The 24730-nt window shown below is 73.2% G+C and carries 20 protein-coding genes and 2 pseudogenes; 10 read left to right on the forward strand and 12 right to left on the reverse strand.

Annotated features, from left to right (window positions below):
• Nucleotides 1-227: 227 nt before the first annotated feature.
• The 3 genes and pseudogenes from ACL02T_RS06515 to ACL02T_RS06525 all read right to left on the reverse strand — a co-directional run bounded on the left by ACL02T_RS06515 (nucleotide 228) and on the right by ACL02T_RS06525 (nucleotide 1416).
• Nucleotides 228-425 carry an IS3 family transposase gene (locus tag ACL02T_RS06515; RefSeq protein ID WP_412829971.1) on the reverse strand — a complete coding sequence of 66 codons (198 nt, stop codon included), beginning with the start codon at nucleotides 423-425 and terminating at the stop codon, nucleotides 228-230.
• A gap of 178 nt (nucleotides 426-603) precedes the next feature.
• Nucleotides 604-882, reverse strand: a pseudogene (locus tag ACL02T_RS06520) (transposase); the annotation flags it as partial.
• 366 nt (nucleotides 883-1248) lie between these two features.
• On the reverse strand, nucleotides 1249-1416 hold the full coding sequence (locus ACL02T_RS06525; protein WP_412829777.1) for a hypothetical protein: 168 nt from the start codon (nucleotides 1414-1416) through the stop codon (nucleotides 1249-1251).
• 162 nt (nucleotides 1417-1578) lie between these two features.
• Between ACL02T_RS06525 and ACL02T_RS06530 the strand changes: the two genes are divergently transcribed.
• A complete protein-coding gene (locus ACL02T_RS06530; RefSeq protein WP_412829778.1) occupies nucleotides 1579-3015 on the forward strand; it encodes a hypothetical protein in 1437 nt (478 codons plus the stop codon).
• Between the two features lie 48 nt (nucleotides 3016-3063).
• On the opposite strand, the gene ACL02T_RS06535 is transcribed toward ACL02T_RS06530, so the two are convergent.
• The 5 genes from ACL02T_RS06535 to ACL02T_RS06560 form a co-directional block, all read right to left on the reverse strand.
• The gene (locus ACL02T_RS06535) at nucleotides 3064-4092 is read right to left on the reverse strand and encodes a glycoside hydrolase family 6 protein (protein ID WP_412829779.1); all 1029 of its coding nucleotides are present in this window, start codon (nucleotides 4090-4092) and stop codon (nucleotides 3064-3066) included.
• Between the two features lie 32 nt (nucleotides 4093-4124).
• On the reverse strand, nucleotides 4125-6083 hold the full coding sequence (gene glxA, locus ACL02T_RS06540; protein ID WP_412829780.1) for a radical copper oxidase GlxA: 1959 nt from the start codon (nucleotides 6081-6083) through the stop codon (nucleotides 4125-4127).
• The gene (locus tag ACL02T_RS06545) at nucleotides 6080-8035 is read right to left on the reverse strand and encodes a glycosyltransferase family 2 protein (RefSeq protein ID WP_412829781.1); all 1956 of its coding nucleotides are present in this window, start codon (nucleotides 8033-8035) and stop codon (nucleotides 6080-6082) included. The genes glxA and ACL02T_RS06545 overlap by 4 nt, the downstream gene beginning before the upstream one ends.
• A 545-nt stretch (nucleotides 8036-8580) precedes the next feature.
• Nucleotides 8581-9870 carry an HNH endonuclease signature motif containing protein gene (locus ACL02T_RS06555; RefSeq protein ID WP_412829782.1) on the reverse strand — a complete coding sequence of 430 codons (1290 nt, stop codon included), beginning with the start codon at nucleotides 9868-9870 and terminating at the stop codon, nucleotides 8581-8583.
• Between the two features lie 506 nt (nucleotides 9871-10376).
• Complete coding sequence (locus ACL02T_RS06560) at nucleotides 10377-10691, reverse strand: hypothetical protein (RefSeq protein ID WP_412829783.1); 315 nt, start codon at nucleotides 10689-10691, stop codon at nucleotides 10377-10379.
• Nucleotides 10692-11185: 494 nt separating this feature from the next.
• Between ACL02T_RS06560 and ACL02T_RS06565 the strand changes: the two genes are divergently transcribed.
• Nucleotides 11186-11338 carry a hypothetical protein gene (locus tag ACL02T_RS06565; protein WP_412829784.1) on the forward strand — a complete coding sequence of 51 codons (153 nt, stop codon included), beginning with the start codon at nucleotides 11186-11188 and terminating at the stop codon, nucleotides 11336-11338.
• 330 nt (nucleotides 11339-11668) lie between these two features.
• Nucleotides 11669-13432 (forward strand): BCCT family transporter, encoded by a 1764-nt coding sequence (locus ACL02T_RS06570; RefSeq protein ID WP_412829785.1) that lies wholly within the window; start codon nucleotides 11669-11671, stop codon nucleotides 13430-13432.
• A 24-nt stretch (nucleotides 13433-13456) separates the two neighbouring features.
• Here the strand turns inward: ACL02T_RS06570 and ACL02T_RS06575 are convergent, their stop codons facing one another.
• Nucleotides 13457-14671 (reverse strand): low temperature requirement protein A, encoded by a 1215-nt coding sequence (locus ACL02T_RS06575; RefSeq protein ID WP_412829786.1) that lies wholly within the window; start codon nucleotides 14669-14671, stop codon nucleotides 13457-13459.
• Nucleotides 14672-14767: 96 nt separating this feature from the next.
• Here ACL02T_RS06575 and ACL02T_RS06580 point away from each other — a divergent pair, with 96 nt between their 5' ends.
• From ACL02T_RS06580 to ACL02T_RS06590, 3 genes and pseudogenes are all read left to right on the forward strand, one after another.
• On the forward strand, nucleotides 14768-15211 hold the full coding sequence (locus ACL02T_RS06580; protein WP_412829787.1) for a nitroreductase/quinone reductase family protein: 444 nt from the start codon (nucleotides 14768-14770) through the stop codon (nucleotides 15209-15211).
• Nucleotides 15208-16419, forward strand: a complete 1212-nt coding sequence (locus ACL02T_RS06585; protein ID WP_412829788.1) for an FAD-dependent oxidoreductase — start codon at nucleotides 15208-15210, stop codon at nucleotides 16417-16419. Before ACL02T_RS06580 ends, ACL02T_RS06585 begins: the two co-directional genes overlap by 4 nt.
• 152 nt (nucleotides 16420-16571) lie before the next feature.
• Nucleotides 16572-17375: pseudogene (locus ACL02T_RS06590) on the forward strand (asparaginase); the annotation flags it as partial.
• A 32-nt stretch (nucleotides 17376-17407) separates the two neighbouring features.
• On the opposite strand, the gene ACL02T_RS06595 reads toward ACL02T_RS06590, so the two are convergent.
• The gene (locus tag ACL02T_RS06595; RefSeq protein WP_412829789.1) at nucleotides 17408-18169 is read right to left on the reverse strand and encodes a DedA family protein; all 762 of its coding nucleotides are present in this window, start codon (nucleotides 18167-18169) and stop codon (nucleotides 17408-17410) included.
• A 143-nt stretch (nucleotides 18170-18312) separates the two neighbouring features.
• Here ACL02T_RS06595 and ACL02T_RS06600 point away from each other — a divergent pair, with 143 nt between their 5' ends.
• From ACL02T_RS06600 to ACL02T_RS06610, 3 genes are read left to right on the forward strand one after another with little or no spacing between them, the layout of a single operon-like run.
• Nucleotides 18313-19443: a PQQ-dependent sugar dehydrogenase gene (locus ACL02T_RS06600; RefSeq protein WP_412829790.1), complete on the forward strand. Its 1131-nt coding sequence runs from the start codon at nucleotides 18313-18315 to the stop codon at nucleotides 19441-19443.
• 25 nt (nucleotides 19444-19468) lie between these two features.
• A complete protein-coding gene (locus ACL02T_RS06605; protein WP_412829791.1) occupies nucleotides 19469-19681 on the forward strand; it encodes a hypothetical protein in 213 nt (70 codons plus the stop codon).
• A 24-nt stretch (nucleotides 19682-19705) separates the two neighbouring features.
• Nucleotides 19706-20017: a putative quinol monooxygenase gene (locus ACL02T_RS06610; protein ID WP_412829792.1), complete on the forward strand. Its 312-nt coding sequence runs from the start codon at nucleotides 19706-19708 to the stop codon at nucleotides 20015-20017.
• Between the two features lie 141 nt (nucleotides 20018-20158).
• Here ACL02T_RS06610 and ACL02T_RS06615 read toward each other — a convergent pair whose 3' ends face one another.
• Both ACL02T_RS06615 and ACL02T_RS06620 read right to left on the reverse strand, forming a co-directional pair.
• A complete protein-coding gene (locus ACL02T_RS06615; protein WP_412829793.1) occupies nucleotides 20159-21187 on the reverse strand; it encodes a TerC family protein in 1029 nt (342 codons plus the stop codon).
• A gap of 125 nt (nucleotides 21188-21312) precedes the next feature.
• Nucleotides 21313-22380 carry a hypothetical protein gene (locus ACL02T_RS06620; protein WP_412829794.1) on the reverse strand — a complete coding sequence of 356 codons (1068 nt, stop codon included), beginning with the start codon at nucleotides 22378-22380 and terminating at the stop codon, nucleotides 21313-21315.
• Between the two features lie 178 nt (nucleotides 22381-22558).
• Between ACL02T_RS06620 and ACL02T_RS06625 the strand changes: the two genes are divergently transcribed.
• On the forward strand, nucleotides 22559-24715 hold the full coding sequence (locus ACL02T_RS06625; RefSeq protein ID WP_412829795.1) for a tetratricopeptide repeat protein: 2157 nt from the start codon (nucleotides 22559-22561) through the stop codon (nucleotides 24713-24715).
• Nucleotides 24716-24730: the final 15 nt, after the last annotated feature.

Here is a 24730-nt window from a genome sequence, read left to right on the forward strand (position 1 = left end):
GCGCGTGATCAGGTTGGCAAAAGCTCAGGGAGAGAGGGTGGTCTGGTGACCGAGGTTCGGTTCGTTGCCGCAGCGGTCGGGCCGACATGCCGACGTCGGTCCAGGCATGCGGCCGGCCGTGCCATCGCGCAGGCTGCGAGCGAGGTTCTCGACGTGCTCCAGGTCGCCGAGCACAACCTACGCCGCTTCCAGGAGCATGAGCTTCCCCCGGTTTCCCGGAGTGCTGGTTACCTGTCTGCGTCGCGCTGGGCGCGACGATAGTTGTCTTCGTACTCGTCGGGTGAGAGCCCTCCGAGGCGGGCCTGGATCCGGCGCGGGTTGTACCAGCCGTCCAGGTAGCGGATCAGGGCGTGCTCGGCCTCGCGGCGGGTCGCGAACGTGGTGCCGGGCCAGTAGAGCAGCTCGATCTTGATCGTGGACCACAGGTTCTCGGCTCGAGCAGGACGGCATCGTCGAGCTCACGCTGCGACGGGTTCGCCTGGCGGGCGCGCCAGTCGTAGTAGGTCGAGGCGGGGATGCCCAGGACCCGTAGTACGAGACCGGCGGGGAAATCATGGGCGTCGACGAAGCTCATGACCACCTCCGGGTCGGGCCGATCTCGCTGGCGAAATAGGCGCTCGCCGCGCGCAGGACCTCGTTGACCCGCCGCAGCTCGGCGTTCTCCCGCGCAAGCCGGCGGTTCTCGGCGACCATGTCGGTCGTCGGCCGATCATGCCGCTCGCCCTTGTCGGCCTCGGCCTGTCGCACCCAGTTGCGCAGGGCCTCGTGATGCACCCCGAGCTGCTCGGCGAGCATCCGGAACGTCGGACGAGGGTCGGACTCCCGATACAGCCGAACAGCGCGTTCACGCAGCTCATCGGGGTACTTCTTCGGTGCAGCCACCAGTGCCTTCCTTCCTGGCTCCCCCGAGGGAACCAGTCTTCAGACACTCCGGCAAAGCGGGGGAAGCTCAGCAAGCGGCCCTCGTCGGTGAGTCCACCTGCCGGCTCGTGCTCGAGCCGGATGATCTGCTGGCTCAGGGGCCGCTGCGCCATGTGCAGCTTCCGCGGCGTCTCTCCGAAGTGCAGGTGGCGGGCAGGGCGGCGAAGTAGCGCAGCTTCCGGAGCTCCATCGCCACCTCCTCGGGAGGCGAGTCTGCCGACCGACGCCTTCGTGCGCGAACGGCTCGGACACAGAGAACTCATGCAAATCAAGGCGGTTCTGCAAGTCCTGCTGCCCTCGGACTCGTTTCCTCACGTTTGCGACATCTCAGTTCGTCAGCACGACGACGAGCCCTACCAGTGCCAGCGCGAGCGCGATACCGAACAGCGTCCGGAGCACTGCGCGCCAAAACATCCCGAACACGGTGCCAGCGAGAAGAAGAGGAAGAAGCAACGCGTGCGAGGTAAGGTCGAGTGCTGTGTCGGTGTTCGGCAACGGAAACCCCTGTCTACTCGTCCCGGTGTTCTCGATAACAGCACGAGAGCGACGACCGAGCCGTCTCATCCCACCGTCGGATGAGGCCCCCTGTGAGACACGTGTCTCAGGGACGTTGGATCCTGTCCGCGAACGAGACACGCGAGTCGGCGAGGAATCGCGATGAGCGACTTCAACGCGCTGCGTGACCAGATCGCTCAGCTCATGGAGACCGAGGGCGGGGGCTGGACCAGGAACAGGCTGTACGCCGAGATCGAGACTCGGACCGCCGGATCGCCGCCAATCAGCCGCGCGACGTTCTTCAGATGGTTCGGCACTCCGTCGAAGGATGCGACCGCCGAGCTGCTCGCCTGCGTTCCCGTCCTGTCCGAGATCCTCGGCGTCCCCGAGCATCAGCTCTACCACACCGCCGGGGTGCTACCGGTCGAACTGGAGGCGTCGATGTCGCTCCAGGCCGCGGCGCGAGAGTTCCGCATCGCGTCACAGAGGGCGGCGCGAGCGTTGTCGGACATCGGCTTGTCGACAGCCGGCGAGGCCCTCGTCGCAGACCGGATCCTGCATCACAAGCTCGACTACCGCATCACGGTCTGGCCCGTCGTTCGCGGCACGAGTGCGCCGATCCACCTCCGCTCGTGGATAGCGATCCAGCCGGTCGAACAGATGATCGGGCGGCAGCGACCGAGGACGGCGGCCATCGAGCGCCGGCCGGTCCCGGACAAGCGGAACCACTTCCGCTACGAGATCATCACCGACGGCTTGTGGCGCTCCCTGGGACTGCGCTGGCGAGACCCGCTCCCCATCGAATGGCCGTACCCCAATGATCGGCCGGACCTGCTTCTCGAGATGCCCGTGGAGGAGCGGGACCGAGACCGCCCCGACCCCCGACGCCCGATCCTCGAGCCGGCAAGAATCCTCATCCTCTCCGCCGTCTGGGGCCATGTCGAGCCCTTGGTCGCGACCTTGGCGGAGGCCCTGCACTGGGGCAGCTATGACTTGCGAAACCAAGGATTCTCGTTCCTGGGCGACAACGATGATCTCGAGAAGATCCAGTTCTGTCGCGAAGTTCTTGCGGACGGTTCGCCACACTATGTGTGGGCCATCGCCGAGCCCGCCGGGGTGTTCCGCAAGATCCGCCACGAGCTCGCGGCTGCAGCGGGGACACACTTGATCGTGTGGGTCACCTACGGCGAGCTGTTCGCGAAGACGGCGGCCCGTGCATTCCGCGTCAGCCCCCGGACCGTCGCTGCCTCACAGCGAGCGGTGCGGGAAGCCGTCCAGAGGATCAACCAGCACCATCGCATCCTGCACATCAACTACGACGACGCCGACTTCCGCTCCTCGGAGCTCACCCAGGACCTGGACCGGAACCTGATCGTCGACCACGTCCGCTACTCCGCGGCAGAGATCTTGAACCACCTTCACGACCGGGGCGGTCCGCCCGTCACGGGTTGGGGCAAGCGCTTCGACGACCTTCGTCGAGGCGGCAACCGCTACGCGCACATCAGGCCCAGAGCCTCGACCGTCACGTGGATCGAGCCGGCCGAGTTGAAGCAGACGACAGCGGGGGCGTCGTCTCGGCGATCACAGGCTTCTGCATGAATCCTGCGGCAGGCGCAGGATCGCGGATCACGGGAATGTCGACCTCGTTTACGCCGCCCTCTCCGCCAGCCCCAACGCATAGTCCGGGTACCACACCCCCGCCGCCGGCTCCCCCGGCCTGCACGCCCCGTCCGACTCCCCCGGCCTCTTCACCCACAGCAGCTCGTCGACCAGCGAGTTGCCGGTCTCAGAAGTAGGCGGCGTGCCCAAGGCACGCCCGGGCGGGTTGCAGAAGCTCGGGGCGCCGTCGATCTGGTCCGACTCCACCCGCCCCGCCCCGTTGCGACTGGTGTCGATGACGAAGTGTGCGCCACCCAGCGCCGCGGAGATCCGAGTGCCGTAGGCGATGTTGTCCTCGGTGCTCCAGAAGTTGGCGACGTTGAGCGAGAAGCCGTCCGCCCGCTCCACCCCCGAACGCTCCAGCGCCGCGGCGATCGCGCCGGTGTCGGTGATGAAGCCGGGGTTGCCGGCGTCGAGGTACACCCGCGCGCCCGCGCCCTTGAGCTGGTCGATCGCCTCGCCGAGGAGCTCGTAGCGCTCGTCGCGCAGGGCGCCGTCCACGCAGCCGGAGATCTCGTGGGGCACCGCGTCGGGCTCGAGGACCACCGTGGCGCCGGCGCCGTCGAGGGCCGCGGCCAGGCCCGTGACCCACTGGCGGTACTGGGTGCCGTCGGCCGCGCCGCCGCCGGAGAAGCTGCCACAGTCACGGTGCGGGATGTTGTAGCCCACCAGCAGCGGCGTCTGGCCGGCCCGCTGCGCGCGCTCCACGTACGCCCGGGTCTCGGGCTCGACGGCCGCGGGGTCGGCCGAGACCCACAGCGGGACCGGCTGCTCGGCGATCTTGCGGATCTGCTCGGCGTCGTCGGTGCGCCCCTCCTGCTCCCACGTCGCGACCTGCGCGGCGGCGGCCGTCGTCGGGTCGACGAAGTAGCCGGTCGGCGAGGCGATCACCGACTCCTGGGGGGTGGATACCGCCGTCGGCACCGGGTCGCTCGAGGAGCAGGCGAGCACGGAGGCCGCGAGCACGCCGCCGGACAGCAGGCTGCCCAACAGGCGGGAGAGACGACGTCGAGCCACGTCGACGGATTCTCGCAGAGCGGTCTCCGGGCTCACGTGACGTGCACCCAATGGGCCTTCGACGGCGTGCCCGCGCCGTCGACCAGGAAGAGCATCCAGTAGCCGGGCGGGACCAGGGTCGGCTCCCCGGGGATCGTCAGGTTCAGCGTGCCGTCGGGGTTCCGCGCGACGTCCAGGGCCACGGTGCGCTGCTCGACGTCCGTGGCGTGCGTGGCCGCCGAAGGCCGGATCAGCCGCGCCTTGGCGATCTGCCCGGCCTCGGGCGAGGCGACGGTGATCGTGGAGCCGAGGGTGGCCGCGTCGGGCGCGGTGGTGATCGTCGGCTGCGGCCCGTGGAACAGGTACGGCGGCGTGTAGATCTCCAGGCGCTGCTCGAACGGCGCGGTCTTGGTGTTCGCCTCGTCGGAGAACAGGGAGTTGCCGCCGAGGGTCAGGACCTGGCCGGTGGGCAGCAGGATGCCCTCGGAGTGGTAGTCGCGGCCGACGAACGGGTCGGCGGCGGCCGAGAGCGTGTTCGACTGCGGGTGGTAGAGGCTCGCGACCAGATTGTCGCTCGCGCCCTTGCCACGGTAGTCGCGCGAGCCGTTGGAGATCAGCAGCGAGTCGTCGGGCAGCTGCACGACGTTCGGGTAGCGGGTCGGCTCCGGCAGGTCCGGGCCGGGTGTGAACGCGGCCGCGGGGCCCTGCTTCAGGTCGATGACGTCGATCCGCCGGGTGGACAGCGGGGACTCGCCGACGCCGCCGCCCCCGACCACGATCATCTTCTGGTCCTGGACGGGGCCGGCCCAGGCCGAGCCGCTCGTCTCCATCTGGTCGGCGTCGCGCAGCCCGGCGACGGGCTGGAACGAGTTGTCGCCGAGGTTCCAGAAGCCCGGGACCCGGCCTTGGTCGGCGGGGCCGTAGCCGGCGTTGGAGCCGGTGTAGAACAGCGTGCCCTCCTTCGCCGTCTGGAAGATCGCCGGGTAGGTCGGGAAGTAGCGGAACAGGTCCGGACGCTCGGTCCAGGTCTTCGTCGCCGGGTCGTAGATCTCGTTCTGGCCGGGCAGGATCACGCCGCTGCCGTCGAGGCCCGAGGTGGTGAGCACGGTGCCGTCGGGCAGCCCGGTCAGCGTGGGGTACCAGCGCTTGTGGTTCATGTCCCCCACCCGCACGTACTCCTCGGTGAAGGGGTCGAACTCGTAGGACTGCTCGATGCCCTGGTAGTCCTGCTTGTCCAGGGTCATCTTCTGGCCGAGGCCGTAGATGTTGTCCGCGTCGGGGCCGGCCAGCCCGGTGATGCCGTACTGCGCGGGCACGACGGTGACGCCGGCGGGGCCGGTGTCCACGGACTCCACCCACACCGCCGTCTCGCTCGCGGTGACCGTGACGTTGCCGCGCCCGTCGATCGGGGTCTTCACGGCGGGCTTGACGGTGAAGGGGTTGGTGGCGAGGTAGCGCCGACCGTCCGGCGCGACGAACTCGGTGCCCTTCGGGAAGTCCCGGCCGGCGTCGGGGTTCTCGTTCTTGACCACGAGCTGGCCGGCCGCCTTCGTCACGGCGCCCTCGAGGATCTCGTAGCGCTGCGTGCCGCCGGCGACGAGGAGCTTGCCGTCGGTGAGGAAGGCGTGCCCGGCGCAGAACATGTCGTCCGGGGTGAGCACGATCCGGCCCTGCCCGGTGGCGGGGTCGTAGACCAGCGACTTGAAGGTGCCGGCGTCGAACTGGGCCTGGTCGTTGCCCGAGCCGGCCACGATCAGCAGCCTGCCGGTGGGCAGCAGCGCCGCGTGGATGGCGTTGACGCGCAGGTCGGAGGGCAGGTCGATGACGTCCCACTTGCCGAACTGCGCCTTGTACTCGGCACTGTTGATCAGCTTGTCGTGCTGGTACTCGGTCACGAACGCCACCGCGGGCGGCACGTTCACGGCGAGCAGGACGCCGGGGACCGTCACGAGGGTGGCCAGCTTGCGGTGCCGGACCACCCCCCTCAGCAGGGCACGCAGGGCGCGCTTCACGCGATGGCTCCGATCTCGTCGTCGGTCGGGCGGGGAGCGGGGGTCGGGCGGGGAGCGGGGGTCGGGCGGGGAGCGGGGGTCGGGCGGGGAGCGGGGGTCGGGCGGGCGGCAGGGATCGGGGGGCCGGGGGTCGGGGTGCCGGAGCTCGGGCGGGGAGCGGGGACGGCACCCGGACGCAACAGGCCGGGCTGGGCCGGGATGTGCGGCTGCGGGTGCAGGGGCCGCACGGGGGCGGTGGTCCCGACCAGGTCGCCCGGGGACGGGGCGCGGGCGGACTCGTCGTCGCGCTCGAGGAACCAGATGGCCAGCGGGCCGAGGCTGACCAGCAGCGCGACGGCGGGCCACATCATCACGTCGACGTTGGCGTGGCCGAGGACCACCGAGGCGGTGAGCGCGGCGGCCAGCAGGGCGGACCACTGCAGGTGCCGGCGGAAGGTGCGCAGCCGGTCCGGCGACGACGCGTCGGCCTTCGGGGTCACCACGAACTTCGCGGGCCGGCGCAGCACCGTGGCGGTCAGCGCGCTGGCGTAGATCGGCGCGGAGAGCACCGACATCGCCATCCCGCGCAGCCCGGCGCTGCCGGCCGCCTCGTAGGGGCTGACGTTGTAGCGGCGGTTGCGCACGTAGACCCACGCCTGGAACAGCGTCGCGTCGACGTACAGGGCGAGCCACAGCTCGGGCGGGACCACGATGCCGGCCACGCCGAAGGCCAGGTAGAGCGTGGCGTTGACGGCGCCGAGCACCCAGCCGATCGCCATCGACGGGTAGAACGTGGTGATCAGCAGGTAGTGCAGCATCCGGGGCGGCGACAGGCGCAGGAAGCGCCGCCAGAAGGCGCCGGAGAGGATCTCGAACGTGCCGCGGGACCAGCGCAGCTGCTGGCTGAAGTAGTCGGTCCAGGAGGAGGGCCCCTCCCCCACGGCGACGACGTCGGGCGTGTAGACCGAGCGCCACCGCCGGCCGGTCGCGGGGTTGCGACGGGTGTGCAGCGCCAGCCCGGTCGCCATGTCCTCGGTGATCGAGTCGGCGAGCCCGCCGATGCACATCAGCGCGTCGATGCGGACGGCGTTGTTCGTGCCGACCAGCATCGGGATGCCGTAGGCGTTCGCCGCCCGCTGGATCACGCTGTGGAAGGGGAACTGCTGCGACTCGGCGGCCTTGGTCACGAAGTTGTCGACGTTGGCGTAGCACTGCGGGCCGACCACGAACGCGACATCCGGGTCGCGGAAGTAGCCGAGCATCCGCTCCGCGTAGTTCGGCAGCGGGACGTGGTCGGGGTCGACGGAGAGGAAGACGTCGTAGCGGTAGCCGTGGGCGTCGACCCAGGCGTTGTAGTTGCCGTGCTTGGTCTTCGCCTTGAAGAAGCCGCGGGGCTGGTTGTAGGCCTCGACGCCCTTGCGGGAGAAGTGGTGCACCCCTGTGTCGCGGCACATCCGTTTCACCAGCGGGTCGTCGCCCTCGTCGAGGAGCCAGACGTCGAACCGGCCGTCGTGGCGGATGCGCCGGGCCGCCTCGAGCGTGGTCCGGACCATCTCGATCGGCTCCTTGCCGGGGACGATCGTGGTCAGGAAGGCCACCCGCAGGCCGCGGTCCGGGCGGACCGGGACCGGGTCCCGGGCGAGGATCGAGGCCAGGGACAACGACACGACGTTGACCAGGCGCAAGGCCTCGACCAGCGCGATCGAGGCGATGACGAAGACGTTGGCGGCCTGGGCGAGACCGCTGCCGTCCACCTCGGGGCGGTGGCTGGGGTGCAGCAGCCAGAGCACGAACCCGATCTCGACGACGACGTTGAGGAGCACGATCGCCAGCGACCCTGCGTAGCGGCGGGAGCCGTCGGACTTGTGCACGCCCCGGAACCGGACCCGGTAGGGCTCCTCCGGCTCGGTGATCGGGCCGGAGATCTCGCTGAAGACGCGGACGCGCTCCTGCTCCCCGACTGGACTCGCCACGGCTGATCCCATCTCGTTCTCAGGTACCGGGTGGGATCGCTCGTGCTGGTCGTGCCGGCGCGCCCCCGCGCACGGAGCGTGGTGGTGCGCTCTCCGTGCATCACCCTTTCGCGGTCCTGTGAGTGGGCGTTACGGCGGGGATGTGTCCGGTAAGTCCTTCTCGCGGAGCGCTTCGTGCTCGTCCGGCTTCGCGCGGTACTGCTTTCGGTCTAGCGGAGGCTGCTGCTCGGAGTCATGATCCACAGCCGGACGGATCATGGTTGCTCTCAGCCGGCGCTATCAACATCACATGACCTCGGTGGCCGAGGTCATCAGAAGTGGGTACGAGTCCCGGGTCGTGGAGAGCGCCCCGGCCCGTCACGGCCCTCGGCGTCCCGACCACCACCGCGACGACCGGCAGACCCGGGTCGGACGGGGCGGCGGACAGTTCCGGATGGTCAAGTTCCGGACGATGGTGGTCGACGGCGAGGCGCGGCTGGCGTCGCTGCAGGCGGCCGACGACGCCGCCGGCCGGGCTTCGTGTCCGACGTGGGCCCGCGAGTTCCTCAGCCGACCGGCTGCACGACCGGAGATGGTCGTCTTCGGGGTCTTCGCTCGCGGTCGATCCAGCTGGGCGGGACGAACTCGGGCAGCCCGTCGACCATCCGCACCTCCCAGAGGGAGTGGTGGACGAGTCGATGGTGCATGGCGCAGAGCGCCACGAGGTTGCCCAGGGCGGTCGGACCCCCGCGCTGCCACTCCTTGACGTGGTGCACTTCGCACCACGAGGGCCGGCGGCGGCAGCCGGGGAAGGCACAGCCCCCGTCGCGGGTGAGGACCGCGCGGCGCAGGCCGTCCGGCACGGTGCGCTTGATCCGGCCGACGTCGAGCGGGACGCCCTTGCCGTCGAGCACGACCGGGACCACCGCGGCGTCGCAGGCGAGCTGGCGCAGGGTCTGGGCGGTGAGCTGGCCGCCGAACTCCAGGGCGGCGGCCGCAGCGCGCCGTTCCAGGTCCTCCAGCCGCACCGTGACGACCAGCTGCGGGCGGCGGCCCCCGGTCTCAGGGAGCCGGCCGCGGGACAGGACCTGATCGCAGGCCTCGGCGAGCGCTTCGGCCTGCCGCTCAGGGATCGAGCGTTGGTCGTCCGGGTCGCGGGGTGCGGCGCCGGCGTCGATGACCGCGGCGAGCGCGTCGAACATCGCCGCATCGTCGTAGCGGCCGGTGAGCTTGCCGCCGGGGCGGGTGCGGAAGCGGGTGAGCCGCAGCTCGTTGATCTGCGGGCGCGGCGAGTCGTCCGGCTCGGCGCCGTCCTGGTCGAGGATCTCCACGAGCTGGGTGCCCCAGCTGTACAGCTCGCTGGGGGTGTAGAGCGGGGCCTTGGCAGCGAGCTGGACCTCCGCGCCCGCCCAGGTCTCCGGGTCGAGCCGCCGCGCCGCAGCACTGTCGAGCACGCGGGCGATCACCTCGACGTGCCGCAGGCCCGCCTCACCGGCCGCGAAGGCCGTCGCGGTGGCGGGCAGCCGGGCGGGAAGCGCCTCGCCATCGAGGCCGATCTGCTCGCAGACGGACTCGGCCGCGACCACTCGCCGTCGGGCCTCGAAGCGCTCCCACCGCAACAGATCACCCAACGCTCCGGCGGGTGAGCGGTACCCGCGTTCGGCGAACACCCCGCGACGCCGGAGGTCGGCGACCATGCCGACCATCGCCCGGTCCATGCTGCGCCGGGCCTCCTCGCACGCGCTGAGGGCGGCGATCACCTCGTCCGCCGCCGCCCCCGGCCCGGCGGCCGCGCACAGCTGCGCGGTCGCCTCGCGGAGGCGGTCGCGCGCGGTGTCGACGGAGCCGGTGTTCACGCCCCCATCATACTCGAACTGATGTTCGAACAATGGTCGATCGTCGCAGCTCAGAGGCTGTTCACCGCGTCATCGCGCACTGCCCCCGACGGCTCGTCGACGCGGCCGGGACCACTCGTCGCGGCTCGTCCACCGCTCCTCAGGAGCAGCGTCGTTCGTGTCGCGACCTGCTCCGTCCCGCACCGACGATCCGGGCGTCGGGAGACGCCGTGCCCGGTTCGACGGTGACGATCACGGCGTGGTCGACGTCGCCGGGTGCGCGCCTTGGTCGAGAGGGCGCCGCCGACGTCGACCCGAAGCCCGACGGAACCACGACCGCCGCCGCGGTGAACGACCACCGGACCACTCGGCCCCGCGGAGCGCAGGCGGAGCGGCCATCGGCCGAGCTCGCCTCGCCTTGTGATCCTCAACAGGTCGGGTTCGCGCGTCACCGGCGAGCCGCTGCTGCGCGCAGACGTCGGCGGACCGCCGGCACCCTGGTGCGGTGACCACAGAGGTTCACCGGGTCATGCGGCGGCGGGTCTGCCCCAGCGGCGGTGGTGTTCGCTGCGGACTCGGGCGCGTTCGCGGCGTTGGGCCGCGAGGACGTCGGGATGGCGGGCGTTGGCGTCGCGCCAGCGCAGGTAGGCCTGCAGTCGCCGGGCGCGTGTCGGGTGGTGGGGGTGGTTCGACGCGCCCATCACCAACCGGCGCAGCGGTCCGAACTGGGCCTCGATCGGGTTGGCCCAGGACGCATAGGTCGGGGTGAAGCACCGCTCGACGTTGTGGGCGCGCGCCCGGGCGCGGATCTTCGGGGTCTTGTTCGCCGAGAGGTCGTCCACGATGACGCAGAGCGGTGCGCCGTCCGGACGCGCCGTCCGGACGCTCCGCCCGGATGCTCCCGGGCGCGGCCAGGGTGTGATCGCCGCCCTTGCGACGCCGGGTCACGCCCCACAGCTGGTCGTCGCCGAGGCTGTAGCAGCCGTGGAAGTAGCGGATGCCGTGCGTGCGGGTGTAGGTCGCCGGCAGACGGTACGGTCTCGACTCCCGCGCCCAGGTCGACCCGTGGCAGGGCCGGATCGATAGCGGCCCGAACTGGTCGAAGGCCAAGCAGCGGTCCGGGAATCGGCTGGTCACCTCCTCGGCCCGGTCGAGCTTGGTGTTCTTGCCCGGCCGGGTGCTGGCCGTCGCGACGACGAACGCGATGTCGGTGTCACTGATCAGGCGGAACCGGCAGCGCGGTCGCGACCGGCGAGGACTCGGTGCGCTGGCGCATGGAGTACGCGACGCGGCGGGGCGACGAGGTCCTGCACCGGGCGACCGCCGAGTACGACTGGTGGGTCCACTCCCCGCCCGCCTGGTCGCCGAGCTGGCCGCGGCGGGCCTGCCGGGCGCGAGGGTGGACGGGGACCTGGTGGTCGTGCGGCGTTGGCCCACACCCTCCGAGGCCGAACGGACCAGCACGCGGGTCACGGGTGTGTTGTGGTGATCGGACGGAAGCGGTGGAACCCGGCGTCGATCACGACGTGGGTCTCGCTCCACAGCCGGCGGCAGGCCTCGACTCCTGCGGGGAACCGCGCGCGGCTGCTGTCGAGTTCCACCGCGAAGGCTCTCCCACTGCGGAGGGCCGCCGGTCTCGTGTCCGGGGCCGTCCTTCCCCGCTGCCGGCATGATCCGGACACTTCGCCTGGGCGACCCAGCGTTGGACAACGGCGGCAACCTTCGCGAAGCTCGTTCACCCACGCACAGGGTGCCGGTCCCGGCCGGCCCCCGAGGACGCCACCGACAGCGGCGCGTGCCGCGGGAGGGAGCAGGGAACGTGGAGAAGCTCGCGAACAGGCTCGGGCTGCGGACCAACGCGCACATCTTCTTCTGGTCGGCCGGGTTGATGGTGACCTTCCTGGTGGTGCTGCTGACCTTCCAGGACCCGATCGGCAGAGCCTTCGGCGCGGGTCGCGAGTGGATCGTGACGAACCTGGGTTGGTTCTTCATCCTCGGCGTGACGAGCTGGCTGATCTTCCTCGTCTGGCTGGCGGTCAGCAAGCACGGCCGGTTGCGGCTGGGCAAGGACTCCGACCGGCCCGCCTACTCGAACCTGTCCTGGTTCGCCATGCTCTTCGCGGGCGGGATCGGCACCGTGCTGATGTTCTGGGGCGTGGCGGAGCCGATCTCGCACTTCACGACCCCGCCCGTCGCCGGCGTCGAGCCCTACAGCGTGGAGGCGGCCCGGGACGCGATGGGCATCTCGCTGTACCACCTCGGCCTGCACACCTGGGCCATCTTCACCCTGCCCGGCCTCGCGTTCGGCTACTTCATCTACCGCCACGACCTCCCGATGCGGGTCTCGTCGGTGTTCTGGCCCTTCCTCAAGGAGCGCATCCACGGGCCGATCGGCAAGACGATCGACGTCTTCGCCGTGCTCGGTACGCTCTTCGGCCTCGCGGTCTCGCTCGGCCTGGGCACCTCGCAGATCAACGCCGGGCTCACCGCCCTCACCGGCATCCCCGACGCCGTGTGGCCCAAGGTCGTCATCATCACCGTCCTGACCATGGTGGCGACGGCGTCGATCGTCGTGGGCCTGGACAAGGGCGTGAAGCGGCTGTCGAACCTGAACATCCTGATGGCCGTGGGTCTGATGATCTTCGTGCTGATCGCGGGCGACACCGTCTTCCTGCTCCGCTCGATGATCGAGAGCATCGGCATCTACGCGCAGGACCTCGTGCCCCTGTCGTTCTGGAACGACGCCATGGCCCAGTTCACCAAGGACGGCGGCTGGGGCTGGCAGGGCGGCTGGACCGTCTTCTACTGGGCGTGGACGGTGACCTGGGCGCCGTTCATGGGGGTGTTCCTCGCCCGCATCTCCCGGGGCCGGACGATCCGCCAGTTCATCGGCGGGGTCCTGGTCGCCCCCGCGGCGTTCACCCTGGTCTGGTTCGTGATCTTCGGCTGGTCGGCGATGGAGATCGACGGCATCGGCGGCACCGGCGGGAGCATCTCCGCGGCGGTCGCCGAGAGCGTCCCGCTGGCCATGTTCGAGTTCTTCGCCCAGTTCCCGGCCGCCACGCTGGTCTCGGGCATCGCCGTGGTCGTGGTGGCACTGTTCTTCGCGACCTCCTCCGACTCGGCCTCCCTGGTCGTGGACATGCTGTGCGCCGGTACGGGCGACGCCGGTCCGGTGCGGCAGCGCGTGTTCTGGGGCATCTCCGAGGGCGCCCTGGCCGCGTCGCTGATCGTGCTGGGCGGAACGGCGGGGCTCACCGCGCTGCAGGAGGTCATCACGGTCATCGGGCTGCCGATCTTCGTGATGACCTTCGTCATGGTCTTCGCGGTGCTCGCCGGCCTGCGCCAGGAGCCGGCGCGGGTGGGCGCCCCGATCGCGGCGGCCGCGATCGCCTCGCGCCACGGCCCGGTCCGCGCCGAACCCGGCCGCTCGGATCCGGCCGACACCGAGCCGGCCCACACCGAGCCGGCCCACACCGAGCCGGTGGTCCCGGCCGACGGCGGCAACGGTGTCCGCGCGGGCGGGCATGACGGGTCCCCCGAGCCGGCTCGCGACGCGGCGCGCAGCCGCCCGCCCACCTGAGCCCCGGCACGACGGCGGGGCCGCTCAAGACCCCGCGGCCCGCCCGTGCCTCACCTCGTGCCGCAGCTCCCGGAACCGGTGCGTCTCGTAGGCGACGAGCGCGCAGAGGACCACGGCCAGGACGAGCAGTGCGACCAGGGCAGGGAGCAGCCCGACCAGCGGCGTGATCGCCACCAGCACCACGCCGACGACGAGGCGCTCGACCTTCAGGGTGCCGACCAGGTAGCGCGTGAACCACACGTGCGCGAGGAGGTAGAGCGCGGCGCCGCCGTAGAGCGCGGCGAGCGGAATGCCGTAGAGCGGGTCGGCGAGCGTGTGCGCGTCGCCCCCGCCGGAGTAGAGCAGCGCCTTCTTGAGCCCGAGCGACATGAGGATGACGCCGATCATCATCGGCAGATGCAGGAAGGTGTAGCCGCCCCGGGCCAGCCTGATCTGCCGCTCGCCGGTCGCCTCGGCGAGGGCGTGTTCGGTGCGCAGCGCGGTCACGTCGAAGTAGGCCCACCACATGGCACCGGCGACCGCCAGGCCGAGCACGCAGCCCGCGATGATCGGCCACGAGACCAGCAAAGCGGCCACGCCGATCCCGATGGACACGATCGACTCGCCGAGGGCCACGATGATGATGAGGCCGTGCCGCTCGGCGAAGTGGCGCGCCGAGTTGAGCCGCCAGGAGGCACCGGCCAGTGCGGTGCCCACGTAGTCCCCGAGCAGGGCGGCCGCCCACAGCAGGGTCTGCAGCCAGCCCTCGGCCTGCGAGGCGAGGAGCAGCAGCACCGTTCCCAGGAGCACCGACGGGATCCATCGCACGATCTGCCCGCGCAGCTGCGGGTCCTCCCGGCTGCAGATCCAGAACATCGCCAGGTGCACGATCCGCACGACGAAGTACGCGACGGCGAAGACGACGGGCCCCGACAGCCCGCCCGGCAGGTCGTCGAACGCCTCCGGGATCGCGATCGAGGCGAGGAACACCCCGGCCATCGCGATCAGCATCCCGACCCGGATCACGCCCTCGTCGGCCTTCGCGACGTTGCCCAGCCACGAGTAGCCGACCCACGACCACCACATGACGACGAGGATCAGCATCCCGCGGAGCACGACCTCGGCGGTCGGGTCGTCGGCCATCCAGTCCGTGACGCGGGTGAGGGCGAACACGAACACGAGGTCGAAGAAGAGCTCCAGGGTGGTGACGGCCGCGCCCTCGCCGACCGCCTCGACCCTCGCCCGCCGCGGGGTGACCATGTCGCGCATCGTGCCAGGCCACGGGCCCGCCGGGACGGCGACCCATATCTCTCGATCGTCGAGACGATTGGCGATCGAGGGAGTAGCCTCGGGCCCGTGACCGCTCCCGACCTCGCCGCGATGAACGCCGCCATGACCGCCCGGATCCTCGACGAGCCCGCGCAGCCCCTCGCCGAGGGCGGCTACGCCCTGCGGGTGCTCCGCAGCACCGGCCGACGCACCGGCCGTGTCCGTGAGACACCCCTCGGCGTCGTGCGCCTCGGCGGACGGTCCTACCTGGTCTCCCCCGACCCGATGCGGGCCTGGGTCCGCAACCTCGACGCCGGACCGGCGGCCGAGATCGCCTCGGCCGACGGCACCGAGGCCGTCACGGCCCTCCGCGCACCCGCGTCCGAGGCGGCGCCGTGCGTGTCGGCGTACCTGCGGGCCGTGCGGGTCCCGTGGGCGTTGCGGGCCTTCCCCGTCGGCCCGGACGCCTCGCTCGCGGAGATCACGGCGCACCTCGGGACGATCGTCGTGTTCCGGCTGGACCCGCGATGAAGCCCGTCCGGGTCGTCGGGGGCGGGCCCGGCGGGATGATGCTCGCCTACCTGCTCGCCCGGGCCGGGATCCCGGTGACGCTGCTGGAGGCCCACCGCGACTTCGACCGCCGGTTCCGCGGCGACTCGCTGCACCCGTGGACACTCGAGCTGCTCGACGACCTGGGGCTGGCCGACGAGCTGCTCCGGCTGCCCCACTTCCCCGCCCGGTACTTCCGCTTCCACACCCCCGCCGGCACGCTCACCCCGGCCGACTACGGGGCACTCGACAGCCCCTTCCCGTTCGTCGCGCTGATGCCGCAGGCCCGCTTCCTCGACTTCCTCGCCGCGAAGGCCGCCGAGCTGCCCACCTTCGAGCTGCGCACCTCCGCCCGGGTCTCCGGGGTCGTCGAGGAGCACGGGGTCGTGACGGGTGTGCGGGTCGGCGGCGAGGAGCTCCCGGCGAGCCTGGTCGTCGGCGCCGACGGCCGGTTCTCCAAGGTCCGGACGCTGACCGGGCTGCCGGCGCGGTCGCTCGGCGCGCAGACGGACATCCTGTGGTTCACCCTGCCCCGCCGGCCCGACGACCCGCCGGAGGCCGACGTCGATCTCTACTTCGGCGCGGACCACTACGTCGGGCTGCTCGGCGGGCCGGAGGACTGGCAGGTCGGCTGGTCACTGCCCAAGGGCGGGTTCCCGGCGGCCCGGGAGGCGGGCGTCGAGCCGATCCGGGCCTTCCTCCGGGAGCACGTCCCGTGGCTGGCCGATCGGGCGGAGCTGCTCACGGACATCCGCGAGACGACGCTGCTGTCCGTCGACATCGCCCGGGTGGAGCGCTGGTGGCGGCCGGGCCTGTTGCTGATCGGCGACGCCGCGCACGTGATCTCCCCGGTCGGCGGCAACGGCATCCTCATGGCCCTGCAGGACGCCGTCGCCGCGGCGAACCGGCTGGTCCCGGCCCTGCGTGCGGGCGGGGTCCACGAGAGCGACCTCATCGCGGTGCAGGCCGACCGGGAGCCGGCGATCCGGACGGTGCAGGCCCAGCAGGTCCGCACGGAGCGGCGCGTGGTGAAGGCCCGCGAGCGCGAGCGCACGATCGCCCCGCCCGCCGCCCTGCGGTGGGTCTTCGCGCTGCCCGGGCTCCGGGCGCGGGCCGCCCGCGGCAACGCGTACGGGCCGAACCCGCCGGCGCTGGATCCGGGGATCCTGGCGGTCCCGGCTGCGGCGTGAGGCCGGCCCCGGCGCGCTACCGGCGGCCGTGAGCCCGGCGGCGGGGGGGGCGGCCGCTACCGTCGCCGTCCGTGGGTGCAGTGGGAACGAGCAGTGTCGCGACAGGCGCGGGGGTCCTGGCCACCGTCGTCCGGTCCGGTGTGGTCGAGTCGGTGCACCTGGGGCACCTGGCGACCCTCGGCGGCCCGCAGGTCGGCCGGCCCGGCACCACCTTCTTCCCGCGCTCGGCCCTCAAGCCGGTGCAGGCGGCGGCGATGCTGCGGGCCGGGCTGGACCTCGACGGCCGGCTGCTCGCGCTCGCCGCCGCGAGCCACTCCGGCCTGCCGATGCACCGGGACGGGGCGGCGGGCATCCTCGCCGCGGCCGGGCTCGGCGTGGCGGCGCTGGACAACACCCCGGACCTGCCGCTCGACGCCGACACCGCCGCGGCCTGGCGCGCCGCCGGCCACCCGCCGGAGGCGGTCGCCCAGAACTGCTCCGGCAAGCACGCCGCCATGCTCGCGACCTGCGTGGCCGCGGGCTGGGACACGGCGTCCTACCGCGACCCCGCGCACCCGCTGCAGCGGGCGATCCGCCGCCACGTCGAGGCCCTCACCGGCGACGAGGTGCGCCACGTGGCGGTCGACGGCTGCGGCGCGCCGCTGTTCTCCTGCACCGTCGCGGGCCTGGCCCGGGCCTTCTCCACGATCGCGACGGCCGCGCCGGACAGCCCGGAGGGCCGGGTCGCCGCGGCGATCCGGGCCCACCCGGAGTGGGTCGGCGGGCCGGGCCGCCCGGTGGCGCGCCTCCTGCGGGCCGTGCCCGGCCTGGTCGCGAAGGACGGGGCGGAGGGCGTGTTCGCCGCCGCCCTGCCGGACGGGCGGGCCCTCGCGGTGACGGTCCTGGACGGCTCGGCCCGGCCGGTGCCGGCCGTGGTCGCCGCCGCGCTCCGGGCGCTGGGTGTCGCCTCCGCGGAGCTCGAGGCCGCCGGCCACGTACCGGTGCTGGGTCACGGAGCGGAGGTGGGGGCCGTGGAGCCCGCCGTCCCCTCCACCGTCGACCCCGCCACCGTCGACCCCGCCACCGTCGACTCCGCCACCGTCGACCCGGCCGCCGGCACAGGAGCCGCCTGATCCGGCACGTCCCGGCCCACGGCGACCTCGTCGAGCATGCGCCGGGTGCGGCGGCGCACCACCAGCGCGACGGCGAGGCCGACCAGGACCGCGACGCCGAGCCCGAGCCAGGAGAACCGGGACAGCCACTTCTCGGCGACGACCCCCAGGTAGTAGACGGCCGCGGTGGTACCCCCGGCCCACGCGACCGCCCCGCCGACGTTGGCGGCGAGGAACCGCGGGTAGTGCATCCGCAACGCCCCGGCGAGCGGACCGGCGAAGATCCGCAGCAACGCGACGAACCGGCCGAAGAACACCGCCCACACGCCCCACCGACCGAAGATCCGCTCGGCGAGCGCCACGTGCCGCGGACCGAAGTGCGTCGGGAAGCGCCGGCCGAGCCGGTCGAACAGGGGCAGGCCGAAGCGGCGCCCGATCAGGTAGCCGATCGTGTCGCCGACCACGGCCCCGACGATCGCGGCCACTCCGACGCCGACCGGGTCGACCGCCACCTCGTGGTGCGACGCCAGCAACGCCGCGCCGACGAGGACGATCTCCCCCGGCAACGGGATCCCGAGGCTCTCGACGCCCACCACGAGCCCGACGAGCAGGTACACCGCCAGTGGCGGGATCGCCAGCAGGACGTGGTCCACGGTCATGGCTCCAGGGTGCCCGACGGCCCGGACCGGCGGAGCGGGGCCACCCACCGGTCCGTCCGGGTGCTGGCCCCACCCTGTCGCATTCCTCCCGGTCCGCCGGGTTCGCCGCGCCGGCCCCGGTGCCCACCACTAGGTTCGCCCCCGTGCGCTCCCTCACCGCCCTCCCCCTCCGGACCGGCGCGGCGCTGCTCCTCGCCGGCGCCCTGGCCGTCACCACGGCCTGCGCCGGGCCCGCCCCGACACCCACGGCGGCCACCCCGTCGGGCACGCCGTCCGCCTCCGCGCAGAGCGCGCCCGCCCCGGGCGAGCCGCGCGTGCTGGCCTCCGGCCTCGAGGTGCCGTGGGGCGTCGCCTTCCTCCCCGACGGCTCCGCGCTGGTCACCGAGCGGATCCCGGCGACGATCTCGCGGGTCGCCCCGGACGGCGCGGTGACGCGGCTGGGCACGGTCGAGGGCGTCACGCCGACCGGCGAGGGCGGCCTGCTCGGCATCACCCTGTCCCCGGACTATGCGACCGACCGCGGCGTCTACGTCATGTTCACGACCTCCGAGGACAACCGGGTGGTCCGGTTGACCACGAACCCGGACGGCACGATCGACGGCGCGCGGCAGCAGGAGATCCTCACCGGCATCCCGAAGGGCGGCAACCACGACGGCGGCCGGATCGCGTTCGGCCCCGACGGCCTGCTCTACGTCGCGACCGGCGAGGCGGGCCGCGGCGAGCCGGCCCAGGACCCGGACGACCTGGGCGGGAAGATCCTCCGCCTGACGAAGGAGGGCCGTCCGGCGCCCGGCAACCCGTCCGGCACGGCCGTCTACAGCCTCGGCCACCGCAACCCGCAGGGCCTGGCCTGGGACCCCGCCGGGCGGCTGTACTCCGCGGAGTTCGGCCAGAACACCTGGGACGAGATCAACCTGATCACCCCGGGCGCGAACTACGGCTGGCCGGAGGTGGAGGGCCGCGAGGGCCGGACCGGCTACGTCGACCCGCTCGCCCAGCAGAGTACCGACGAGGCCTCGTGGAGCGGCCTGGCCTACGCGGACGGCGCGCTCTACGCCGGTGCGCTACGCGGCGAGCGGCTCTTCCGCTACCCGGTGAACCCGAACGGTTCGCTGGGCGAGCCGCAGGCGATGTTCGAGGGCACCTACGGTCGCATCCGCACGGTCGCCGCCACGCCGGACGGACGCGCGTTGTGGTTCACCACCAGCAACCGGGACGGCCGGGGCGAGCCCGGGCCGGACGACGACCGCATCCTCGTGCTTCCGCTCGCGTGATCCGGTAGACCGGAGGCTGCCGTTCGTGTTCGGCACACCGGAGCGTGCGGCGGGGCCCGACGCGCTCGCCGGCGAGGATCCACCGCGCGCACTGGCCGAGGAGATGGTCACCGCCTGGACCGGGTTCGCCCGGACCGGCGCCCCGGGCTGGCCGTCCTTCACGGCCGACGGCCGGGCGCCGCGGCGTTTCGGCACGCCGTCGGTCGACACGACCGCGGACCCGGTCACCGCCGCCTGACCCGGGCGCGGCTACGGTCGCCGCATGAGCGGCCGCGTCGGCAGGTACGTCCGGATGATGGCGACCCCCGGGGAGGGGGCCGCGTTGGCCGCGGGCATGCTCCGGGTCGCCGAGGGCATGCGCTCCGCGCCCGGGTGCGAGCTCTACATCGTCAACCGCGCCCCGGACGAGGAGGACGCCGTCTGGGTCACCGAGGTGTGGACGGACGAGGCGGCGTCGGAGGCCGCGCTCGAGCGCGACCTCGGCGAGGCCGGCCTGGGCGCGGTGCTGGCGTTGCTCGCGGGCCCGCCGGAGTACATCGAGCTCACCCCCGTCGGCGGGCCCGGGCTGACGTGACGTGTGAGCCCGGCTCACCCGCCGTCGCGTGCCGGACGGCGGGCAGGCGGTGCAGGCGTGCGACCAGCAGCTCGGCCTCCTGCCCCGCCAGCGGCAGGGTCAGCCCGACCGTGCCCGTCCCGCGTGGCGCACGCCACCATGCTAGCGGTCCCGCTCCTGCTCGGCCGTCCCGACCGCACCCGGGGCCTTCTTGCTGGCCCGCAGGGAGCCGGCGTGCGCCCGCCGGCCGGGCTCGTTGCGCGTCCTGATCAGGCTCGCGACCGTGACGATCGCCAGGATGCCGATGATCACGGCGAGGCTCAGCGTGGTCGGGATCTCCGGGACGGACGGGCTGATGTCCACGTGGAGCCAGTGCAGGATCAGCTTCACGCCGATGAACGCGAGGATGACCGCCAGCCCCGTCGACAGGTAGACCAGCCGATCGAGCAGACCCTTGACCAGGAAGAACAGCGCGCGCAGGCCGAGCAGGGCGAAGGCGTTGGCGGCGAAGACGATGTAGGCCTCGTTGGTCACGCCGAACACCGCGGGGATGGAGTCGAGCGCGAACAGCAGGTCGATGCCGCCGATCGCCACCAGCACGATGAACAGCGGGGTGGCCAGCCGCTTGCCGTCGACCTTCGCGAACAGCCTGCCGCCGTGGTAGTCGTCGGTGACCGGGAAGAGCCGCCGCGCACCCTTGACCACGGCGTTGTCCTCGACGTCCGGGTCCTCGTCGCGGTGCCGGAAGAGCTGGACGGCGGTGTAGAGCAGCAGCAGCCCGAACACCAGGAACATGAACGAGAACGCGTTGAGCAGCGTGGCGCCGACCGCGATGAAGATGCCGCGCATGATCAGCGCGAGCACGATCCCGAAGGTCAGAGCCTTGTGCTGGTGCTCCTCGGGGACCGCGAACGTCGTCATGATGATCACGAAGACGAACAGGTTGTCGACCGAGAGGCTCTTCTCGACGAGGTAGCCGCTGAAGTACTCGATGCCGTACTGGCTGCCGGCGAAGTACCAGAACACGACGCCGAAGAGCACCGCCACGGCGATGTAGAAGACCGACCACGCGACCGCCTCGCGGAACCCGACGCGGTGCGGCTTCAGGGCCGCCACCACGAGGTCCAGCGCGAGCAGCAGGACGACCGCGCCGATCGTCACGCCCCACGCCAGCCCGCTCACCTCGAGCACCCGTCCTCCTCCGCGGTGGTGGTCCGCGCTACCCGCCGACCCGACGTACCGGGGCACGCTACCGAGAGCCGGGACCCTTCGCCCGTATCAGGACGAAAACGGCGCGGGCCACTCCGCCACCGCGCTCACCGGGTCCGCTCGACCCGACAGGTGCCCGACACCACGTCCGTGCCCGGCGGGAGCGCGCCGCGCTTCTGCGCCCAGCCGCTGTCCCCGTCGTGCTCGTAGCTCTCCCGGAGCCGGTCTCCCGCGCCGGCGTCCGCGTCCACCACGAACAGGTCGCGGACCGATCCGATCGGGGAATCGAAGGTCAGCACGAACGAGGCCGGGCCGGAGTCGGTCCGCACCGGCGCCTTCGCGAAGAACGGCATGCCCTCGGTGAACAGCCGCAGCATCAGCCAGTAGGTGTGGCCCGGGTCGGCGGGCCGGACGATCTCGAGGTCGACGCGGATCCGGATCGGGATCCCCGGCTCCCCGTCGTCGGAGGCGACGGAGACGAGTCGGACGTCTCGTACGTCGCCGCCGTCGCCGCCGACGTCGCAGTTCACCCCGGTGGGGCCGGCCGTCACGCTGCTCTCGGTCGCACCGGGCAACGCGAGCGGGGAGACCGCCACGGCCTGCTCCCCGGCGGACCCGCGACCGAGGACCAGCCCGAACGCGGTCCCGGCGCCGAACAGGGCGAGGCTGGCGAGGACGAGCCCCACGACCCGGGAGCGGCGGGACCGCGCCGCGGCCGGGGCGGGCGGGTCCCCGGCAGGTCCCCCGGCCGTTCCGGGGCGAGCTCCGCCGCTTCCTTCGGCCGCGCTCGCGGCGGGCTCCCCGGCGGGGTCCGCCGTGGCCGCACGCTCCTCCGGCTCGTCGCCGGCGGCCCAGGCCTCCCGCGCCGCGGCCCAGCGCCCCTCGAACGGGTCCGGGTCCACGCCGTGCACGACCAGGAAGGCCCGTACCGAGGGCCAGCGCGGCAGCGCGGTGCGCCCGTCGGACGTGCGGCGCGGGCCCAGCATCCGGGAGCAGGTGGCGGAGGAGACGGTGACCAGGCCGGGATGCTCGGTGCGGGCGCGCACGATCGCCTCCTCGACCTGGCGCAGCCGGTCGAAGGGCCCGTCGGTGTACAAGGCTCGCAGAGCCGTGACGACGGCGCGGACCGGCTCGGGAAGGTCCTCCTGCAGGGGGTCCAGCCCCTTCTGCGGCATCGCCGCCGCCTCCTTCCGCTCGCTGTCAGCCGCTCGCTGTCGCCCGCCCTGGTCGGCTTGCTGCAATGTTGCCGTTGATGACACCTGCCCGGGGCGCGGCCACGGGACGCGGCCCGGTCCCGGACCATGTGGTGATCGACGAGACTGATCACGACGCACGGCGGGAGGTGAGCACGGGGTGGCGGGTCCCTCGCGCCTGACGCTGCACCTCGACGCCCCGGTCGGCGCCGCCGTGCAGATCGGGACCCTCGCCGTCCCGCTGGGCGGGGCCCCGGCGCCGGGAGCCGGCCTGCCGCCGCGCCCGGCCGGGTTCCTCGGGCGGCACCGCGAGCTCGCGGAGATCACCCGCGCGGTCCGGGGGCCGGTGCGGGCGGCGGTGCTGTCCGGTCGTCCCGGCTCCGGGACCACGTCGCTGGCCGTCGAGGCCGCCCATCGCCTCGCCCCGCTGTTCCCCGACGGGGTCCTCACCGAGGACCTCCGCGACCGCCTCCCGGGCCCGGAGGCACCGGCGACCCGGCTGCTCGCGGGGTTGGGCCTGCCCGTCCCCGCCGCGGCCGACGAGGCCCGTGCGGCGCTGCGGGCCGCCCTGGCCGAGCGACGCGTCCTGCTCCTGCTCGACGACGTCGCCGACGCCGCGGTCGTCGTCGGGCTCCTGCCTGCCCGGACCGGGTCGTTCGCCCTGCTGACCGCGGAGGGCCCGCTCGCGCTGCCCGACGACGCGGCGGTCCGCGTCGAGGTGGGCGACCTGGGTCTCGACGACGCCCGCGCCCTGCTCGGCGGCCCCGGCCCGGGCGTCGACGAGCTCGCCGCGGTGTGCGACGGCCTGCCGCTCGCGCTGCGGATCGCCGCGGCGCGGCTCGCCGCCGAGCCCGGGCTGACGCCGGACCGGCTCGCCGCCGCACTCCTCGGCCGGCACCGCATGCTCGCCGGGCTGCAGATCGGCGACCGGACGCTGCGCGCGTCGCTCGCCGCGGCCTATGCCCACCTCGGGCCGACCGAGCGCCGGGTCCTGCGCGGCCTCGGGGTCCTCCCGCTCGCCGACGTCACGCCCGCCACCGCCGCGGCGCTCGCCGGCCTGGACCCCGAGTACGTCGAACCGGCGCTCGCCGTGCTGGTCGCGGCCCACCTCGTCGACCGGCTGCCGGGCGCCCGCTACGCGCTGCGCGGCCCCGCCCGGCGGTTCGCGGAGGAGGCGCTGCGCGACACCGGCGGCGAGCGGCTGTCGACCGGGGCCCGGGAGCGGGTCGCGCACCACTACGCCCGGGCCCTCGACCGGGCACGCCCCACGCCGGGGCGCGCCCCGGACCACGGCTGGTTCGCGGCCGAGTGGGACAACCTCGTGGTGGTGGCCGAGGACCTCGAGCGGTACGACCGCCCCGGCCTGGACCAGCTCGCCGACGTCCTCGCCGACCGGCACGCGCTGCGGGGACCCTGGCCCCACTGGCACCGGGTGCAGGCGGCGGCGCTGCGGCGGGCGGAGACGGAGGGGCCACCCGAGCGGCGGGCGGAACTGCAGGTGCGGATCGCCGCCGCCCAGCGCGGGCGGGGCCGCCGTGATCTGGCGCTGGCCCTCCTCGACGGGGCCGAGCAGCGCTTCCTCGCCGCCGGGGACCCGGTCGGGGCGGCCGGGGCGGTGCGGGCGCGCGCCGACGTCCACCACGAGCTCGGGGAGCCGGGCCGGGCCGAACTGCTCTACCTCCGCGTCATCGGGTTGCTGCGCACGCACCGGGGGGCCGAGGCCTTGGAGACCGCCGCCTGGGCCCTGCACGGGCTGGGCGTCGTCGCCTCGCAACGCGGCCCGGGCGACCGCGCGCTGCAGTGCCTGGCCGGGGCGCTGGAGCGGTTCCGGGTGCTGGACCACGCCGCGGGGCAGGCCGCGACCTGGCACGGCATCGGCGAGGCGCGCCGGCTCGCGGGGGACCTCGCCGGGGCGGTCGAGGCGTACCGCCGCGGCGGCGCGGTGTCCGGGGAGCGGGGCGTACCGGAGCCGGCGGGCCTGCGGCAGGGTCTGGGCGAGGCCCTCGCCGCAGCGGGGCGGGCGAGCGCGGCGACGGTCGAGCTGGCGGCGGCGCTGCGGGCCGCGGTGGCCGCCGGGGACCGGGCGGCCGAGGCGCGGGCGCGCCGCTGGCTCGCCGTCGTGGGTCACCAGGAGCCGAGCGGGAGCTCCGTCGGCAGGGCCGCGCCGTCGTGCCCGAGCAGCGCGAGCATGTCCTCGTCCACGGCGAACCCGGAGGGGGCCGGCACGACTCCGTCCTCGGGTTCCGGTTCAGAGCTCACCGCGGGTCCTTCCCCTCGCCGGTCGTCGGACGGCGATGATCGCCGGGATCGGGCCTGATGATGTCGCACCCGT

Source organism: Pseudonocardia oceanicola, assembly GCF_047200735.1.
Classification (GTDB): domain Bacteria; phylum Actinomycetota; class Actinomycetes; order Mycobacteriales; family Pseudonocardiaceae; genus Pseudonocardia.